Source organism: Flavobacterium sp. (genome assembly GCF_965657075.1).
Taxonomy (GTDB): Bacteria; Bacteroidota; Bacteroidia; order Flavobacteriales; family Flavobacteriaceae; genus Flavobacterium.
Map to the genome: position 1 here is coordinate 1 of NZ_CBFHMV010000024.1, position 19,665 is coordinate 19,665.

General features: G+C 32.7%; 19 protein-coding genes. 17 read left to right on the top strand and 2 right to left on the bottom strand.

What is annotated here, in order from left to right; translation table 11 throughout:
• Nucleotides 1-300, top strand: a 300-nt coding sequence (locus ACTF56_RS11205; protein ID WP_438966999.1) for a hypothetical protein, incomplete at its 5' end; no start/stop codon positions are given.
• A gap of 204 nt (nucleotides 301-504) precedes the next feature.
• Here the strand turns inward: ACTF56_RS11205 and ACTF56_RS11210 are convergent.
• Nucleotides 505-942, bottom strand: a complete 438-nt coding sequence (locus ACTF56_RS11210; protein ID WP_438967000.1) for a hypothetical protein — start codon at nucleotides 940-942, stop codon at nucleotides 505-507.
• 77 nt (nucleotides 943-1,019) lie between these two features.
• Between ACTF56_RS11210 and ACTF56_RS11215 the strand changes: the two genes are divergently transcribed.
• The 3 genes from ACTF56_RS11215 (at nucleotide 1,020) to ACTF56_RS11225 (ending at nucleotide 4,959) form a co-directional block, all read left to right on the top strand.
• Entirely contained in the window at nucleotides 1,020-2,552 is a 1,533-nt protein-coding gene (locus ACTF56_RS11215; protein WP_438967001.1) for a hypothetical protein, read from the top strand.
• Entirely contained in the window at nucleotides 2,540-4,642 is a 2,103-nt protein-coding gene (locus tag ACTF56_RS11220) for a hypothetical protein (RefSeq protein WP_438967002.1), read from the top strand. Before ACTF56_RS11215 ends, ACTF56_RS11220 begins: the two co-directional genes overlap by 13 nt.
• 131 nt (nucleotides 4,643-4,773) lie before the next feature.
• Entirely contained in the window at nucleotides 4,774-4,959 is a 186-nt protein-coding gene (locus tag ACTF56_RS11225) for a hypothetical protein (protein ID WP_438967003.1), read from the top strand.
• A gap of 81 nt (nucleotides 4,960-5,040) precedes the next feature.
• Here ACTF56_RS11225 and ACTF56_RS11230 read toward each other — a convergent pair whose 3' ends face one another.
• Complete coding sequence (locus ACTF56_RS11230) at nucleotides 5,041-5,517, bottom strand: hypothetical protein (RefSeq protein WP_438967004.1); 477 nt, start codon at nucleotides 5,515-5,517, stop codon at nucleotides 5,041-5,043.
• Nucleotides 5,518-6,273: 756 nt separating this feature from the next.
• Between ACTF56_RS11230 and ACTF56_RS11235 the strand changes: the two genes are divergently transcribed.
• The 13 genes from ACTF56_RS11235 to ACTF56_RS11295 all read left to right on the top strand — a co-directional run bounded on the left by ACTF56_RS11235 (nucleotide 6,274) and on the right by ACTF56_RS11295 (nucleotide 19,647).
• On the top strand, nucleotides 6,274-6,921 hold the full coding sequence (locus ACTF56_RS11235) for a hypothetical protein (protein ID WP_438967005.1): 648 nt from the start codon (nucleotides 6,274-6,276) through the stop codon (nucleotides 6,919-6,921).
• 350 nt (nucleotides 6,922-7,271) lie between these two features.
• A complete protein-coding gene (locus ACTF56_RS11240) occupies nucleotides 7,272-8,192 on the top strand; it encodes a hypothetical protein (protein WP_438967006.1) in 921 nt (306 codons plus the stop codon).
• Nucleotides 8,193-8,200: 8 nt separating this feature from the next.
• Nucleotides 8,201-8,899 carry a hypothetical protein gene (locus tag ACTF56_RS11245; protein WP_438967007.1) on the top strand — a complete coding sequence of 233 codons (699 nt, stop codon included), beginning with the start codon at nucleotides 8,201-8,203 and terminating at the stop codon, nucleotides 8,897-8,899.
• A complete protein-coding gene (locus tag ACTF56_RS11250) occupies nucleotides 8,896-10,332 on the top strand; it encodes a hypothetical protein (RefSeq protein WP_438967008.1) in 1,437 nt (478 codons plus the stop codon). Before ACTF56_RS11245 ends, ACTF56_RS11250 begins: the two co-directional genes overlap by 4 nt.
• Nucleotides 10,333-10,379: 47 nt before the next feature.
• Nucleotides 10,380-10,745 (top strand): hypothetical protein, encoded by a 366-nt coding sequence (locus tag ACTF56_RS11255; protein ID WP_438967009.1) that lies wholly within the window; start codon nucleotides 10,380-10,382, stop codon nucleotides 10,743-10,745.
• A gap of 11 nt (nucleotides 10,746-10,756) precedes the next feature.
• Nucleotides 10,757-11,464 (top strand): hypothetical protein, encoded by a 708-nt coding sequence (locus ACTF56_RS11260; protein ID WP_438967010.1) that lies wholly within the window; start codon nucleotides 10,757-10,759, stop codon nucleotides 11,462-11,464.
• On the top strand, nucleotides 11,461-12,690 hold the full coding sequence (locus tag ACTF56_RS11265; protein ID WP_438967011.1) for a hypothetical protein: 1,230 nt from the start codon (nucleotides 11,461-11,463) through the stop codon (nucleotides 12,688-12,690). Before ACTF56_RS11260 ends, ACTF56_RS11265 begins: the two co-directional genes overlap by 4 nt.
• A gap of 1 nt (nucleotide 12,691) precedes the next feature.
• The gene (locus ACTF56_RS11270) at nucleotides 12,692-14,770 is read left to right on the top strand and encodes a hypothetical protein (protein ID WP_438967012.1); all 2,079 of its coding nucleotides are present in this window, start codon (nucleotides 12,692-12,694) and stop codon (nucleotides 14,768-14,770) included.
• Nucleotides 14,760-17,147, top strand: a complete 2,388-nt coding sequence (locus ACTF56_RS11275; protein ID WP_438967013.1) for a hypothetical protein — start codon at nucleotides 14,760-14,762, stop codon at nucleotides 17,145-17,147. The genes ACTF56_RS11270 and ACTF56_RS11275 overlap by 11 nt, the downstream gene beginning before the upstream one ends.
• Before the next feature lie 23 nt (nucleotides 17,148-17,170).
• Complete coding sequence (locus tag ACTF56_RS11280; protein ID WP_438967014.1) at nucleotides 17,171-17,512, top strand: hypothetical protein; 342 nt, start codon at nucleotides 17,171-17,173, stop codon at nucleotides 17,510-17,512.
• A gap of 112 nt (nucleotides 17,513-17,624) precedes the next feature.
• Nucleotides 17,625-18,197 (top strand): hypothetical protein, encoded by a 573-nt coding sequence (locus ACTF56_RS11285; RefSeq protein ID WP_438967015.1) that lies wholly within the window; start codon nucleotides 17,625-17,627, stop codon nucleotides 18,195-18,197.
• 20 nt (nucleotides 18,198-18,217) lie between these two features.
• Nucleotides 18,218-18,976: a hypothetical protein gene (locus ACTF56_RS11290; RefSeq protein ID WP_438967016.1), complete on the top strand. Its 759-nt coding sequence runs from the start codon at nucleotides 18,218-18,220 to the stop codon at nucleotides 18,974-18,976.
• Entirely contained in the window at nucleotides 18,976-19,647 is a 672-nt protein-coding gene (locus ACTF56_RS11295) for a hypothetical protein (RefSeq protein WP_438967017.1), read from the top strand. The genes ACTF56_RS11290 and ACTF56_RS11295 overlap by 1 nt, the downstream gene beginning before the upstream one ends.
• The last annotated feature ends 18 nt before the right edge of the window (nucleotides 19,648-19,665 follow it).

Sequence of the window (19,665 nt, forward strand, 5' to 3'; positions counted from 1 at the left end):
GTAAATCAAAAGGTTAGGGAGCTCATACGAACTCGTATGAGGCAAAAAATAGAGTCCATACATTTGACTTATGAATCTAAGTTAAATTCATTAAATAAAATGTTTGAAATGGCTATATCAGGAGAAACTACGAAGAGCGGCAAACCTGATTTACAAGCCGCTAAATCGATAATTGCTGAAATGAATAAAATGCAGGGCCATTATGCCGATGATAAACGATATTCTACTATATTAACTGCTGATATAAATAAGAAAGAAGAAGTAGAAAAATTAATCAGTCTATATCATAAAGAATTTTAAGAAAGCGCCGCTACTAGCCGTGACAGTTAAAAGGAAGTGGAAGAAGCGGCGCTTAGAAAAATGTTATTTGTATTTATTATAATTGTCAATTCCACTGTTTTTAGCTCCCCTACCCTCCCCTCCACTCTTTATTTGTATTGTATTTCATAAAATAGGTCTTTTTTATCAGTTTATTATTAAGAGGGGAGGAGAGTGATCCATCAATTATTTAATATTCATTTCTGGAGCAATATTCATGGGACAAAGTTCAGGTTGATCAACTGCCGAACAATGGTAATAACCAATTCCACTTTCCCAATTATTTTCTGTTCCCATATAAGGTACTAATTGATTAGTAGAGGAAACAATGCCAAAAGCAGGCTGATTCGAATTTTCAGCATTCATATAAAAAGCAGAAATGAATTTTTGAGGAGTATAATAAAGATAGATATGAGTAAATTGATAATGAGTTTGTCCACTATCTTTACACAATTGTTTTTCTATTACATGCTTTAATGGAAATGTTAAAGTTTCAGATTGAGAACATGTACATTTATCATTTTCCATACTACAGGTATAATTCTTAGGTGCATATACTGCGGCATTAGAAAGACCAGATAAAAATAATGATACAATTCCAATAGTTAGAGAGATAAATTTCATTTTTATATCCTTTAGGGTTAAAATTGACAATATGGTGAACATATTATCAAATAACTCAAGATTTTTCTAATATGAGAATGGATATTAATGAACAAAAAGGAAGATTATTAGGGTCCCTTCTTTTATTTACACAAGTTTTCTATAAATTAAGAACAGGTCGTGAATTCATCATAAGTAATCCCATAGGGAGAGAACCTTTAGAGCATATTATATCTCGTGAGCTTACAAAAACATCTTTTCATGCTCTCAGTGATAATAATAGATTAATAATAAATTGCCCTCCACGATATGGAAAGACAGAATTAGCGATTAATTTTATTGCATGGATGTTGGCCCGTTATCCAGATTCTAAATTCTTATATGTCTGTTGTACTCAAAGATTGGCTCAAAAAAATACATACATATTGAGAAATATTATTAATTTACCTGAATATTATCAATTATTTGGAGTTAAACTTTCAAAATCTTCAACAGCTAAAGATAATTTTCATACAATTCAAGGAGGATCAGTTTACGGAGTGGGTGCAGAAGGAACTATTACTGGGGAAGGCGCTGGCATCGCATTTTGTGAGAGATTTGGAGGATGTATAATTATTGATGATATTATTAAACCGATTGATGCTAGAAGTCAGACGACTAGAACAAAAGTCAATGAATGGTATTTTGAAACATTACAAAGTCGCGTTAATTCTCCAAAGACTCCTATTATATTGATTGGTCAAAGAGTACATGAAGATGATTTAACAGGTCATTTATTAAACGGAAAAGATATTTATGAATGGAAATCTGTTATTACGCCTGCTCTTGATAAAGCAAATAATGCATTAAAACCACAAATGCACACCAAAGAAGTTCTATTGGAAATGCAAAGAACAGAACCATATGTCTTTTATTCTCAATATCAACAAGAACCTACTCCTCCAGGAGGCACTTTATTTAAAAGAGAATGGATACGTCGATTGTATGAAGAGCCTACTATGTTGGCAACATTTTTAACAATCGATACTGCTGAAACAGCACAGACATATAATGATGCGACAGTTTTTAGTTTTTGGGGTATCTATAAAATCATACAGGAAGAAATAGAAACGGATTTAATAGGACTGCATTGGATAGATTGCCATGAATGTTGGATAGAACCTAAAGATTTAAAAGATGAATTCTTTTCATTTTATCATGGGTGCCTTCGATATCCAAAAAAACCTTATTTGGCCGCTATTGAGAAAAAATCCACAGGAACTACCCTGATTTCAATGTTAAAAGGCACTCCTGGTCTTAGAATATTTGAAATTGAAAGAAATAAAACATCGGGTAATAAAATAAGCAGATTTATTGATTCTCAATATTATGTATCTTCTGGTCTTATCTCTATTAGTGCCTATTCAGATCATGAGGAAAAGGTTTTAAATCATTTAGAAAATATAACTGATAATGGTTCTCATCGATATGATGATATTGCCGATACTTTTGCCGATGCGATCAAATTGTCTCTCATTGACAAAATAATATTTTATCCTGAAAATGATTATAGTAGACAAAAAGTTATCTCTTCTATTTCATCTCAATATGCTAGTAGACTTCAAGGAATACAAAAATCATGGTACAAATAGCCGAAAAACATACTTCTCAATTAAATCGGATTAAAAAGAATGTAGAGGATGCTCATCATTACTTTTCTAATAATATTGATCGATATCATACCATCCGAAAGTTTATATTTGAGACTTCCATAACGGAAGAAGATAAACAAAAGTTATCAAATTTAAAAAAGCCTCCCATCCAATTTAACGAATTAGAAGCTTTCATTTCAAGATTAAGAGGTGAATTTTCAAAACAGATTCCATCCGTTAATACAGTTGCTTTATCTAATAATATTCCTTATTTTTTGGTTGAATTGTCAGGTCAACATATCCGATATATTTTAGAAACTGCTAATAAAGAACAATTTTCTAATAATATTTATATGGATACTTTATCGGGGGGATTCTCGGTAATGAAAGTGTGGACAGATTATGAACATGAAGAAACTTTTGATGAGGTGATCAAAGTTTCTCGGGCATATGATCCAACTTTATGTGGATTTGATCCTTTATCAACTGAACCTCACAAAGGAGATGGGGAATATTGTTTTGAATTATATCCAATGACACGAGAATCTTTTGAAATGGACTATCCCAATATTGATTTGTCTCGAATAAAATTTAGTAAAAGTTTCGGAGATTTTCCTTGGTATTATAATGAAAATAATACAGAAATATTAATGTTATGTAGATATTATGAAAAAAAGTATAAAAAATTTACTTTATTTAAACTGTCGAATGAACAATCTATTAGATCGAATGATTATGAGGAGATGGTTGAAAAATGGGATAGTATAGAACAGATTCCAGAAATTGTTGATAGGAGAGAATCAAAAGATGTTAAAATAATATGTTATAAATTAATTGGTGATGAATTAATAGAGAAACCGATTGAAACAAAATATAATGAACTTCCTCTTATATTTGTGGATGGAAATTCAGCTATTTTAAAAAATAATAGTTCTTCAAGTTCTTATCAATTTACGCGTCCTTATATTTATCATGCGCAAGATGCTCAGAAGTTTAAGAATTATATAGGTCAAACATTTGCAGCTGAAGTTGAGAATATGGAACAACATAAATGGCTTGTAGAAAAAGAATGTATTCCAGAAGATTATGTACCAAATTGGACGAATCCACAAATACCAGGAATATTACCTTACAATGGAAGAGATAAAGATGGAAATCCTCTTCCTGAACCGCGTCCTGTTCCGCGTGTTCCTATTCCTCCCGAAATATATTCTGCATTTAATTCAATCGATTCTACTATTCAAAATATTTTAGGATCTTATGATGCTTCTCTTGGAATAAATAACAATCAATTGTCTGGAGTGGCTATTGTAGAAGGAGCGACTCAATCGAATGCTACGGCAATGCCCTATGTAATGAATTTTATGGCATCCCTAAATCAATTAGGAAAAGTAATTCTGGGATTAATACCACAGATATATTTTAAAAATAGAATGATGCCTATTTTAGGGTATGAAGGAATGGAAAATAGAATACAAGTGGGTCCAGACACCCCTTATCCTATGAAATTTAATAAACACGATTTAGGTATAACAACAGAATCGACGGCTAATTTCAAAATAGAGAAAAATAGAGCGATTCAGCAATTAGCAACATTAAGTGAAGCTTTTCCCGCATTTAAACAATTTATTAATGAACAAGGATTGCCATTTATTGTTTCTAATTTAGATATTCCTGGTGGATCAGAACTGAAAAAACAGGCTATTGAATTTCAAAAAAATCAAGACTCCATAAGAGAAAAAATTCAACAAACTCAAATGAATCCACAATCTCAACTCAATCCACAACAACTAGCCGATTTACATTTAAAAGCTCAGAAACAACAATTAGAAGAGCAAAAAATGATAGCTGATAATCAATTTAGAGCGTCTGAGATTGCACTTGAGAATAAAAAATTAGATAATGAACAACAGAAGATAGGTGTAAATGCTAGAGAATCACTTGTTAATAGTCATGTTCAATTAACGAAAGCTGAGACGGAAAAGCAGTCGAAAGCAGCCGAATTGATTATGAAAGAAATGTCTAGTTTAAGAGAACATCAATTGAATCTTCAAAAAGCAATTCAAGAATTTTTACCAAGAGGGGAATAAAATGCAATACGGTAATAAAAAGTCTAAAAAATCATCAAAATCAGTAGGAGGGGTAGCAGCTTCTAACATGAAATCTAGCATGAAAAAAATGGATAGAAAAACTAAAAAAAAAAGTAGATGATGATAAGTGGATGCAAGATGTTGTAAAGAAAAAAGGTGCCTTACGAAAAATGGCAGCTCAATCTGGAGGAATTACAAAGAAGGGTACAATATCAAAAGAATGGATGGATAAAAAGTTATCTTCTCCTAGAACATCCACTAAAGTAAAACGTAGAATTATTCTTGCAAAGACATTTGATAAATATAGAAATAAATAGTTTTTATTTTAAAAGCGTAAAACCTAGTGTAGTGAGATGTTTTTAACGAAATATCTTAAGCAATCTGTAAGATTGTAGCCACTAGGTAGCTTCTTTAACATATTTATTATATTTATAGAGAAAGTCTTCTACGCTCCCTTTCCCTTGTTTCGTATTGTAATATTTTTTCCAATATCGAGCCATTCCTTCAATATCATCTTTTTTTGGAAGAGATTCTTTTATCCTATAATAATGAATTCGTGCCATAATGGTAGAATACATTAAATCCGTTCCTAATCTTTCATATTCTTTGATAAATCCATAAAATTTAAGACGACCAAATATTTGCCATCTAAATTCTATCCAATTTCCCCAAATATCATCGTGAGTATTCTTTTCCATTTGATAGATTCCTAATGCAGGACCATCTCCTTTTTGACGAAGATAAGTTCCCATGTCAGATTCTACTGCACAGGTTCCTAGTAAGAGATTGATTGCACTTTCTGTATTGTCACCCATTCTTACTATTTTAAGTGCTGGTTTTATAACAATTTCTTTCAAATCTTGAGTACTAATCATTTATTCCATTATCCTAGTAATAAATATTTTATTTATTTATAATTATAAACTCATATTTTCCAATATTTTGGAGAAATAAATTGTTAAATATAAAGGAATATAAAATCATTTCGAGACTAAAAGAGTCAAAAACTTTTCTCTGTGAGTTCTGTAATGGATATTATTATCCCAATGATGTTTATATTATTATTCCCAATGATTCTAAAATATCGGCCAAAATTCGTTACATATGTAATATATGTATAAAAAGAAAAGAATTGAAAGAAGGCGATATTGTGGAAGTAAAAAATAATAAATTTAAAAAGTAATATTTTATTCAAATTCTATAAAAAATAACCCCTATTTCACTATATCTTACGACAATATCCTAAGTGGAACTTAAGACTTCGTGATAATAAGGGTTATTTATCCAAGGTCATCCTTACTCATTAATTAGATCATATTTATTCTATATATGTCAATAATAAAAACTATAGACATTTAATTATCTATAATATAATATATTAACTATAGGAGACGTCCTCCATAATAGACGGGTCGAACGACAATACTTTTCTAAGTAGGTTAACTTAGACCGACATGTTAGGTAAGCATGGGCCTATAAAGAGGCATTACCGTAGACGGGGTTAAAGTCTGAAAAAGAGGTTTTAAATGTCTAGTATTGGAGAAGAAAGTAATCATTCGGATACCAATGTATCGGTAACGTCTGTCGATTATAAGGCTGATAATACGGATAAGCCAAATCCTCCCAAGGTTTTGGATAGCGATACGGTAAATGAATTGGTTCGACAAGGAAAAGAGAAAGCATACAAAAAAGGATATCAAACCGCTTTGGAAGAATTTTCTCAAAAAGAGGAAAATAGAAGTGAACCTACTATAGAAAATAAGGGCTCTCAATCTATTCAGAGAAATTCAACTTCTTCTGATTTTGATGAAAATCGTTATCGTTCAATGATAGCGGAAGAAATGCGAAAGCTTCATGAAGAAGAAGCTAAAAAGCAAGAACAGAAATTATTAGAAGATAATGCTCGTCGTTTATTTTCTGAGCTTCATCAAAAAGTAGAAGATTCTAAGTCAAGATATCCTGATTATGATGAAGTGACAAAGGTTTTGAATGTTCAGGAAATTCCTGAGATTCTAGCTTATGCAAATGAAGCGGATAATGCAGGCGATGTATTATATGATCTTGCTAAAAATCCCTCTAAAATTGCAACTCTTCGAAGTTTGCCACCTCAACTAGCGATTTCTGAAATCCATCGATTGTCTAATTCAATTAAGACAAATCAAAAAGGAAATCAGGAAGCATCACAAAAGCCTCCATTACAACAATTAAAGCCGACAAGTGTTAATCATGGCGATGGGCCATTGACACTAAGAGACTTTAAAAAAATATACACAGTCTAATAATAAGTGTCAGAAGTTTATCGCCGTAATGTAATAATTATGGAGATTTTCAGATGCCTAATATTTTACAAGATGTGGCAACATATCAAATTTCTTCTTTAGCTCTATTGAGTAATCAAAATTGTTTTATTGGTACAGCAAATACTGAATTTAATGAATTTAATAAAATTCCTACTAATTTAGGACAAGAGGTAACATTTGATTCTCTTCCTCAATTAGCGAGTAATGTGGGATTAGTGGCTGTTGATCAAGATTTAGTACAGAATGTACATTCATTAACTGTAGATCAAGCGAGAAATGTTAGTGTCAATTTTACTGATCAAGAATGGATTTTTAATGTTGATCGTTATATGAAAAGATATGGACGTGCCGCCGTTGGTGAATTAGGGGCATCGATAGAAGAAAATGTTGCTTTGAATACATTAGTTCCTTTTCGTTTTTTTGGAGATGGTATAAATCCAATTAATAGTTTTGGTCAATTAGGCGCTATTCTTGCTCGTTTTAGATCATTTGGTGCGGTTCATTCGGATACCTATGTCTATCTTTCTTTACTTGCAGAATCTGATATCGTTAATACGGGTGCTAATCAATTTGTGCCTTCAAGAAATGAAAAAATGGCGAATAGTTGGATGATTGGTGATTTTGATAATGCAACTTTTTGCCGATCAAATTTATTGCCTACTCATATTTCTGGTACGGCTGGTCAAATGGGTAGCACTGTCGTTATTGTTGGGCGTCCTACTCCTACTTCTCTTACATTAGGAGGATTTGGTGTTAGTGATCCTGATGCCGTTAAAGAAAACGATTTATTTGAAGTTCAAACGGATTTATTTTTTAGAACTTATGTTGGTAAAGCGATTTCTCCATTGAAAGTACAATTTAGGGCGACTGCGGATGCAGCGTCAGATGGTGGAGGAATTGTACAGCTTCCTATTTCTTATCCTCTTATTCAACCTTTAGATGGTGATCCTCAAAAATTAAATTTGAGTCGAGATATTGATTTCGGTACTGATACCGCTAAAGCACTTCCTAGTCATAGGCGAGGAATGGTATGTTCTGGAGGAGGTTTATTTTTAGCAATGCCACAATTACCAACTCAAGAGCCTTATTTTAGTTCTAGTGCAGCTGATCCAGATACGGGAATTTCTATGAGGCTTTCTTTTGGGAGTGATCTTAATAACAGTACACGACGATTTATAAATAGTGCCATTTGGGGATCGTCATTAGTTCCACAATATGCGATGTCTATCATTTTTCCTTTAACTCAATAAGGTATATTGTGATAGTACGTGAACTTATTACGCGATCCTATTATTTATCTGCTATTGTGGCTAGAGATTTAGAAACGGTTTCTGGCCCACAAATAGCAGATGGCTTGGAACTTTTGAATTTTATCCTTTCAGAAAAATCAGGAACAGGCCGTTTTATTCCTTATTATGATCATTTGCAAATTCCTTCAATAGGAGGTCAAAATCAATATGATATATCAGGATTGATTGTATTAGATGCACTTACTTTTAATATTGATGAAGTACGTTATCAAATGCAAAGACAAGCTCGTTATCGATATTGGGGAACCTCACGAGCAGAAAATATAGAAAGTCTTCCTTATTCGTATTATTCAGAACGAATATTAAATGGAACTAGGATTTATTTATATTTTACTCCAAGTTCACAAATTGATTTTTTCACAGCAACGGGAAGATTTTCTTTATTGGAAGTTTCATTAGATGATGAACTAAATGATGTGATTGATAAATTTTATCAAAACTATTTAATGTATCTTTTAGCAAAAAGAATTTGTCAATTTAATTCTATTTCTTTTGATTCAGCAAAAGAACAAGTTTTACAAGAACTGGAAAATAATTGTGTGGATGTTAATCCGATTGATTTTAATTATAAAAAAGTCTCTACTCTTTCGAAAGGAGGCTATGTTGATTACTATGATATCAATATATTAAAAGGATGGCGCCCATGAGAAAAACAGTAGATTTAGATATTGTGGGTAGCACACGTTTTGGTAGATACAATAAAATATCTATTGAAAATACTTATAACATGATCATTTCTGATAATGCATTGGTACCTTATTCAGGATATGAAAAAGTATTTGATTTTCGTCCTACGGGATTTGGTAGAGAAATTTTTAGAAGTATCCCTTATCAACATTTAATTTGTGTTATTGAAGATGGTGTCTATGCTGTTTCTACTACACTCGGTTCAATTCAAATTGGTATATTAAATTCGAGTACGGGCCCTGTTTATATTACAGAAAATGGTATCGATCAAATTGCTATGGTAGATGGAACAAGTAATGTATATGTTTTTAATCATGTAACTAATAATTTTTCTGTTGTTTCAGTTCCATTTGTTCCAAATTATATTACTTTTCAAGATGGATATTTTATTGTTAGTGATGAAAATTCTAATCAATGGCGTTTATCTGATCTAAATGATGCTACGTCGTGGCCATCTAATCCTGAAAATATAGGAATATTAGAAACGAAAGGAGACCGTCCAAAATCAGTTATCGCTTTTAGACGCCAATTATTCGTTATTGGTCAAACTGTTTCTGAAATATGGCATGATGTAGGAAATACTTTATTTCCATATCAAAGAGATAATTCGTTAGCTATTAATTATGGAATATTAAGTGCAGACACATTAGCGGCCGAATTTAATCTATTGGTATGGCTAGGACAAAATAGAAATTCGGGTCCTACTTTATTAGTTTCTACTGGAGGAGAACCCAGACCATTAGCAAATGATGGAATTGAATTTTTATTGGATCAATTACAAAATCCTCAAGATTCTTCAGGATTTTTATTTCAAGAAAATGGACATATTTTTTATCAAATTACCTTTTTTTCAGATAATATAAGTTTAACTTATGATTTTAATACAAATTTATTTTTTACTTTAACAGATCAAAATTTAGATGCACATATAGCCAAAAGATCGGCTTTTTTTAATAACGAAAATTATTTTGTAAGTAATAAAGATTCTGGATTGTATAAATTTGGTTCAAATTTTACTACTTATGATGGTTCCCCAATTCCTCGTATTCGAATTACTAAACCCTTTAGGACACCAGATTCTGAACGATTTATTGTAAATAATATCAGTTTAACGATGGAACAAGGGGTATCTTATGAAGTACAAAAAGTATTATTTTCAGTTTCTAAAGATGGCGGTGCATCTTTTGGAAATATAGTTAGCAAGGAATTGAATAATTTTGGAAGAAGAAGAAATAAAATGAGATTTTGGAATATTGGAGCCGCTAATGATATTACTTTTAAATTCCAATTTTGGAGTGGTAATCCATTTCCTCCACCCCCTCCTATTCAACCGGTTATTGATCCAACCTCCCGTTTTGTAGTAATAGGTGGCACATTTGAGGTATTTAAATGAATATTAGTAATCTACCCGTAGAAAATTTTTTAGATTCGAATGGAAAAATGGATCATTCTTGGCGTACTTTTTTTAATCAAATTGTAAATCAATTACAGACATTTTTATCCGATGAGCGATATAAAAACCCAGAACAAGATGGAGCGAATGTTTCAAAATTAGAAAATAATGAATTTCATAAGGGAGGGACTTTATATAATAGTTCAACGAATACTTATCAAGTAAATATTAAGAATCAATATACCGGTAGTGTTAATCCCGAATATCGATTCAAAACCATTATTACTTATGAAGAAATGGATTCGTCTAAATTTTCAAATATTGTTAGTGGAGAAAGAAATGGACGAATTATTTTTGTCACAGATACTGGCGTAACACATTTAGGTGTTAATAATATGTTTATTACTCTATAAGAGAGAAATTTATGAGAGATTCACAACCATTACCATCCCCATCTTTTACTAGTACGCCAATTGGCTCACCCATGTCCTCTGGGTTAGGTCAACATTTATTAGGATTAGCACAAAGCCCTAATTTTATGCAAGGAATAGGTGGATTATTGGGTCAATTATTTGCAGGTGGGGGTGATCCTTATAGTGCTTATAAATCCGATATTTCTCAAATTCCTAATATTATTCAACAATATTATAATCCCTATATTGGAGCAGGAACACAAGCATTAGGAACATTACAAGATCAGATTTCTAAATTACTTCAGAATCCATCGGATATATTAAAACAATTTGGTGCAGGATATCAAGAATCTCCAGGTTATCAATTTGAAGTAGATGAAGCTACAAAAGCTGCTAATAGAGCAGCAGCTGCGGGGGGAATGTTAGGAACTCCTTCTGAACAAGCCTCTCTTGCGAATCGTATTCATCAATTAGCGAATCAAGATTATAGTCAATATTTAGGAAATATAATGAATCTTTATGGAAGAGGGTTTGGGGGTTTACAAGATATTGAACATCAAGGATATGGGGCAGCGACAGGAGCTGCCACTAATTTGGCTAATATTCAAGCAGCAAAAGCACAAGCCGATTTGGCGGATGCTTATCGAAAACAACAACAAGGCGCAGGAATAGGCTCACTTTTTGGTGGTCTTCTAAGTGATGTGATAGGATTTTTATGAGAATACCTTTATCTCCAATTCCTACATTTTCTCAATCAAATCCATGGTTGGAAGCTGCTGCAGTTCAAAATAAATTAAGAGAACAGCAACAACAAATAGCCGAGCAACAACAATTACAACGTGCTCAACAAATAAGAAATCAATTTTTAGCACCTTTATTACAATCTAATATTGCTACTCAACAAGCGAGATTGCCATTGATGCAGCAACAAGCACGACAAGCCGCTATTAGAACTCAATTATTACCACAGTTATTACAATCACAAATTGGTATTCAACAAGCGCGTGCCCCATTGATGCAAGAACAAGCAAAACAAATAGCCTTTGGTCTTCAGCATCCATTATTAAAATTATCTGGAGCAGCTGGACAACTTGGCGCACAAGATTATCTAAAAGAATTAGGAAGACAACAAGACGCTCAAAATTTATTGGATCAATTAAAACAGCAACAAGAAAATCAAAAAGCACTGGCTCTTTATCATCAATATCACACTACGCCTTATTCAATCGCTGATATTAATACAAAACGTTATATGGTGGGAAAATCAGTGGGAATGGGATTTACACCAACTGAAGCTATTAATTTATTTCAACAAGGAAAAAGTCTACAAGATTTAGCAGATATGAAAGGCGTCAATCTAGCTGATGTTAAACCTTATTATTCTCCTACCACTACTACGTTAACAAGACTGCAACAATCGGCTGGTGCATCGGCTGAAGAACAGATATTAAGCCCTATTATTTCAAAAGGATATGCACCTTATGCAAGCCAAGTTTTTGGTCTATCTCCAGCACAAATTGCTGATACTATAATGCCAAATGTTGATAAACAAAAACAAATTGATTTTTGGACTGCTCATATATTGAGATCAGAATTAGGAAATCTAAGGATTAAATTAAGTGGTGCAACACCAACGGAAGCAGGATTAGAAAGAATAATAAAAGATACCTATGGAGACATTAATCCCATTCGATCACGAATTCCCGCAGATGTATTTAAAGCCGTTCAAGAAAATGTAGATAACGCATTAAGAAGAGCTTTCGAAGCACGTTCTAAAATTATATTAAGTGCTCCCTCCTCGACACAAACTTTTGAAAATTATAAATCTTCAATTCCTAAAAAATTAACTATTCCTACTTTTTCTTCAAAAGAAGATTTTAAAAGATGGTATCTCTCTTTGAGTCCTGATCAAAAATCTGAATATAAAAATCGAGTAGGAGGATAAAATGCCATATCAACCTACGTTATCAGATATTGAAGAAGCAGAAAAAGAAGAACGATTAGAAAAAGCAAAATCTTATGTTCCAACACTTCCAGAAGTAAGAACACTAGAAAGAACAGAGTCATTAGAACGTTCTCAAGAACGTTCTCAACAACCAAAATCTTTTATGGAGAATTTGAGCGATGTAATAAAAGGAATACGTCAATTACCACAAACTCTTAGTCAAACCGCATTAGGAGGATTACATGAAATTGCTACTGAACCTTTACAAATTCCTGGAGATATTCTAAGAGGTACTCGTGAATATGGACAAAATATATTAGCTCCATTAGCACAATCGGCTTTAAAAGGAGCAGTTCGATATAACATTCCTCCTTTTTCTTTTTTACCTTCAACAGAAAAAAAATACTTGGAATCTACTCCAGAAATACCTTCCTATATTCCAGCAGAAAGAACTGGTTCCCCTTTTTCAGAAATAACAAAAATGGTTCTTTCTGGGTTTCCAACTCAGAAAGGAATAGGAATAGGAGAAGCATTAACTGAAAGTTTGAGAGAATTATTACCAGAAAGTCTTCAAAAAAATTTGGTTTCTCGGTTAGTTACACGTGGAACAGGATTATCGGCGGGAGGAGCCGCTAGTTCTCCTTTTGTTGGTGTTACTCCTACAGTAGGTGCCTTAACGGGATTAATTACCCCTACTGCAAGTGAATCCTTATCTCAAACCTTAGCAAGAAGAGCGGTTCGATCTTCGGAAGAAATGACACCTGAAAAATTTTCTCAACGTTTGGCTTCTCAACCAGAGGGAATAAAATTACCCATAGGAGAAATAGCTGGTGCTCCTGCTCTTCAACGTTTATATACGGCATTACAAGGAATGTTTGGAGCGGGTGCTACAAAACCCTATGAACAATTAAATAAATTTTTAAAGCAAAAACGAGAAGAAATTTCAAAATTACCCAATGAAACCGTGGATGATCCTAATCAAGCTATTTTTGATGCCTATAAAGAACAATATAACCAAGCAAAAGAACATACTAATGATGCATATGCTGCTTTAAGTGATTTATCAGATCGATTGAATGTTCCATTTGATCGGAGTGCCTATCAAAATTCATTAGATAAAATAAAAAATGAAGTAAAAGAATTAATCGGAGAAGAAGGAAAAGCATCTAAAGAACTTGCAGAAAAAAGACATGCGCCAAGTTTAAAATTAATAAATACGATGGATAAACCCATCGAAAATTTTTCTGATGCTCGAAGAGTAATGCAAAATATTAATAATGAATTTAGTAGTCCAGAAGGAAAAGAAGATGAAATTTATAGACGTCATTTAACAAAATTAAAAGAAGGATTAGAAAGAAGTATTGAAGATAGTACAAAAGATGTACCTGAATTAAAAGATGCCTTTGATCACGCAAGATTGATGCGTATCAATCAAGGAACATTTGAAAATCTTAATAAAAGAGAAAAAACACCTTTCTATAAATTATTTCAAAAAGGAGGTGATACAGGACAATTTATTGATTCCTATATAAAACCTTCAAAAGGAACAAAAGATCAAAGTTATTTATTGAATTCATTGGTTTCAAAATTACCAGAAGATGATAGAGAAATTTTGTCTTATCATTATTTAAAATCTCCTGGAAGAAAAGGAGGTGATACCACATTATCGGAATTTATAAGTCGATTAGGAAATCTGAATAAAAATCAAAGAAATATTTTATTTAAAGAAAATGCACCTTTGGCAAATCAATTAGTTGATATTTCTAATCTTTATCCAGAAGGTAAAATACCTGAATTTGAGCCAAAAACGGGTTACACCGGTAGTAAAGTTGCTCAATTTATATCGGAATTATCCGGTGCTATTGCTGCCGCTTCTGGTGGTCATTTCTTGCCCTCTGCTTTAATTGCTGCTATTCCAGCATTAGGAAGGGGAGCAGCAACGGCATTACGTTCTGATTGGCTTAAAAATGCTTATTTAAAATCTTTGGAAAGAACGCCTAATAAATCGGCTCCTCCTCATAGGATTTCCATTCCGGCCCGCGCATTGATTGAAGAAGGAGTAAGAAACAATGGCTCTTGATACACGTTATATGTTAGCTCCTGCATTACAACATTTATTTCGAGATAAAGATACGGGAAAACCTTTATCATTCGGAAAAGTATTTTTTTACAGAGATATAGCAAGAACGATATTAAAGCCTATATTTCAATTGACTGGATTCCCTCCTAATTATAGTTATGTTCAAATTCCTACCAATGGTGATGGATCAATTTCATTAAATAGTGTTGGCGCTTTTGATACTGCCATTTATTATTTTCCATTTGATGAAAATGGAAATGAAGATTTATATTATATTGAAGTTTTTGCTACGGATATCAATGAAAATCCTACCGTTCTTCAATTCACACGGGAAGGTTATCCAAATTTTTCTAACGATGAATCTAATGAACCTGCAGAAGAGAATTACATATCGAATGGTAAATTCTTATTACATAGAGATATTGGTATTGATGGTTCCATTACAATGGATACCACAGAAATTGCTTATGGTGGATGGAGTTATGATCGATCTGTGAGTGGGTCTCCTTCTGATATTGTTTTATTTAATCGATTTAATAGTTTTGTTTCCACGCCTCCTGATAATCCTCGTTATGCAGTAAATATTATTTCTTCTTCTACGCATGCGGGAGGAGGATATAAACATTTGAGAATAAAATTTTCAAATGTAAATAGATTTGGTTCTACCGATGCTGATGAAAAATTTACTTTTGGATTTTATGGAAAAAGTAATGGAGGAAATATATCGATTGAGTTAGCTATTGTAAAAAACTATGGGAGTGGTGGTTCTCCATCTCCTTCTGAAATTATACCTGTTTCTGGCAGTTCCGTCTCTCTTACGAGTGGCTATCAATTATTTAATATCGCTTTATCATTTGGAGACAATATTAGTAAAAATATTGGAACTAATAATGATGATTTTGTTCAAATTGCTCTTTCATTTCCTATTGATGAAACATGGAATTTAGAATTTACTGATTTTTTCTTAATTGATGGTGAAAAATTAGAAGAAGATTTCCCAATTAGTACTGATAGAATGGATATAATGAGTGCTCTTGGAGGAGGTATAGACGTTCCTTCTTATGACGGTTCTCAACTTGGACTGCCTATTATTTTAACTGAAACTGGATTTAAATTTTCAGATTCAGAAGTAGGACATGTCAAAGCTACGGTTTCATCCGATATTCCTTTTGGATATTTGGATTGTAATGGAAATCGTTATGATCCAAATGAAAAATCAAGTGATGGTATTCCTTATAGTAGACTTCATGAAAAAATATATGATATTCCAAATAATTATCCGCGTTTTGGTACAGGGCCTGATTATTTTATTTCCTTTATTACTGAACCTAACAAAATAGATATTATGAATAATAATGCAGGTGTTGTAACAGCAGCATCGGATGGTTCTACTCCTACTGGATTTACTATAAAAATGATTTCCGATGGATTTAATGGAGGGACTAATTTAAGGGTTGCAGTGACTGAAGTTGATTTTTTAGGAATTACTGTTGTATTGACAGAAGGCATGATAATAGGAGAAACCACTTTGTGGGGGTCGGTAGGAGGGGTCACCACTTTTTTTCAAGAAGTTATCAATTTAGTAAATACATTTTCTGTAAATAGAATAATATTTGAATCAGGTTCATCTATGACACCAGGAGTTGCCTTCCCTTTTTATACGATAAATACGCCAAATGGTTCAGAAGATCAATATACTCTCTGGTTTCAAGTAAATGGCGTAGGGAGTGCTCCAGCGGGTCCAAATCCAATACGTGTTGATGTTGATAGTGTAGATGATGGTGAGACAGTGGGAGATAAAGCGTCGATTGGAATGTCTGGGAAAGCCCAAGTTCTAATAACAACGGTTGCTGGTGCCTCTATAACTCCTGGTTCTTTCTTTAATGTATATGCTGCAACGAGTGGTGGAGAACAATTATATTATCCTTGGTATAGGGTAAATGGAGTAGGAATTGATCCACAACTTTCTGGTGGGATAGGAATTCCTATAGATGTTTTAGATACGGATACTGATGCCATTATAGCCACAAAGACGATTGGTGCTATTAATAGAAGGTTCTTTGCCGTTCCAGATTTGAGAGGACAATTTATACGAGGATTTAATGATGGATCAGGAAAAGACCCTGGTGCATTAACTCGATATAATACAAAAGCTCCTTTTTCACCAGGTGATTTTATAGGAAGTGAACAAAGAGATGATGTCATTATTCATCGTCATGATTCAGCAACAGGACTAACTGAAACATGTTTGGCAGGAATAGGACAATCTTTTCCAACGGCAGGTCTATCCGCAACTTATCCTTCAGATACTCTATCAATCGATGGAAACGAAGTCAGACCTTCAAATATTTCTTTAAAATATATTATTAAATATTAGGAGATAAAATAATGTCTCAAAAGATGCTGCTTAATAAAGATCAAAATGGAAATGTTACTTATGGTCTTCCTTGTATCATTCCAGAAAAGGGTGGAATCGGCTATGAGGTATTTTTAACTGTACCAGCTGAAGTAACGTTGACCGTTCCTGAGAATGTAAATTTAGCCGTAATGTCCTATAGTGAAAGGGGAGTTAGATTTAGAAATTCTGTCGCTGCTATTCCACCCCCAACGGGAGTTTTTAGTCAAACTAACGTAGAACTTAATCCTTTAACTCGAATCGTCTCTCCAGGAGATATATTAAGATTTGAAGCTACTATAAATGGAACTCGAATTACAGTAGCATTTTGGAATACTTCGGGATAAATGGAGAAAAAAAATGGGTTATTGTTTTAAAAATAGAGTATTTTTTAATTTTGCGTTGATTATCACCAGTCCATATCATGAATTGTGGATTTAATATATAAAGGATAAAATAATGCCAATTACTTATAATATAGAAACAAATAGTATTCCTGGAAATATTGCTGTTTTTAAAGATGATCAGGGACTGATTACAGAAGATTCTGGATTTCCATTAACAAGTAAATTAGTTGCAATTAGAGAAATGAGTTCTGTAGGTAATATTACGCCAGGCTCTGGAATAAGTTCAGATTTAGTAGATTCGAATAATTTATATGGAAGTGAAATTATAAAAGATATTTCTCCCTATAAATTAAAACCAGGAAATTATATTGTTCTTTTTACAGTTATTTTAAATGGGACATTTAATTTAACAGGACCAATTGGTCAATCTGTTTTAAGTATACAAACAAAATTTAATGGTAATTTAAGTGGTGAAATTTGGGTTTTAAAGAATGTCATTATAGACGCTACTCAAAATCAATTAAATACCTGTATTACTATTATTAAACCATTAATTAATGTCATATCGACAGATACTTTTACATTTTCAGCTGGTATAGAAGATTTTGGAGGAGATTCTACGATAGCGGTAGATAGTCTTTCTAAATTATTTTTATATAATTTTGATCCCATTAATATGCCATAATTATTAAAGAGGTAGTTTCTATGGGAAATATAACAATGAAAGAAAACATTTCTAAAAAGGGAAATGTGATTGTCTCAGGAGATAATGACGGAATAGATATTGAAGACAGTGGAATTCCTTTATCTTCATTAGGTGGAGGAGATGTTATTGGACCTAATAGTTCTGTCGATAATAATGTAGTTCTTTTTAATGGAACCACTGGAAAATTAATTAAAGATAGTGGCTTACCATTACCTACGGTATTTCCTCTAAAAACGGCAAGTTATGGAATAGATTTTATTTCATCAACTGGAATTGGTGGATATATTGAAAACATTGCATCTCCTAATCCTTCTCATATTCATGATTTTGCTTTTATTTTTGGTTCTCCTTATGGAAATCCAGTTATTTCTACTCCAACGGAAGGATGGGTTTTAGAATCTGGAAATTATTTTATTATTTTGGATATTAGAATTAGGTGGGATGACGTAGCAGGGGGTAATCATATAATAGATGGTGATCAATTTGAGGTGAGTATAATAAATGCGAATCCTCCTGGTCCTCCCACTATGGATTCTTTTCGTCTTCAAAATGGGTTGTTTAATATTGGAATTGCACAGCCTACTATTAATCTAAATTATTATTTAATATTACCAGTTAGAGTAGGAAATAGTAATGTATTTCAAGTAGATATTAGATGGACATCAGCTAATCCAAATAGTGAATTTTATCAATTAATTTCTTCTGTACCAGGAATCACTAGATCATCCATTACTTTCATTAAATTAGGAGAATTATAATGGGAAATATTACGATGGAAGAAAATCGATCTGTTGAAGGAAATCTCGCTGTTTTTGCAGATCGAGATGGTATTAATATAAAAGATGGGGGAGTTACTCTTCTAAATAATGGAAATGGAGATGAATTCTTATCAAATAATGGTACCTATAAAAGTGCTTTTCAAAAAAGTGAAAGTTATTTAGTGGATTTTATTTCACCAGGATTTGGTTATATAAAACTAGATACGGTTCCTCCTCCTTCTTATATGGCGCCTTTTGGGGTATTGATGACTTCTCCAGCTGGTAGTCCTGCAACTAATCTTTCAACAAATGGATGGGTATTAGAACCTGGCGATTATATGGTAGCAATTCAGATGTATATACGATGGGATGCAGGTGGTGGTGGAGCACATAATGTGTTGGGAGATAATATAATTGTATTACCTGATCAATTAGATTTAACAGTGGATTCGATTGAACCTGCGAGAATTGCGGTTCCTTATCAAGGAGAAACTACCTCTGACATTCATTTTTCACCTTTTATGATGTTTCCTTTACCAGGTGTAGGAGCATCAAATCAAGTAAGAATTAATGTAACTGTAGAAGGAGGAAGTAGTCCTAATTTTTATGAATTGATATCTGCGAATGCAAATTTACTACAATCGACGATTACTTTTACTAAAATAAGTTAAATGACATAAATTATAGAA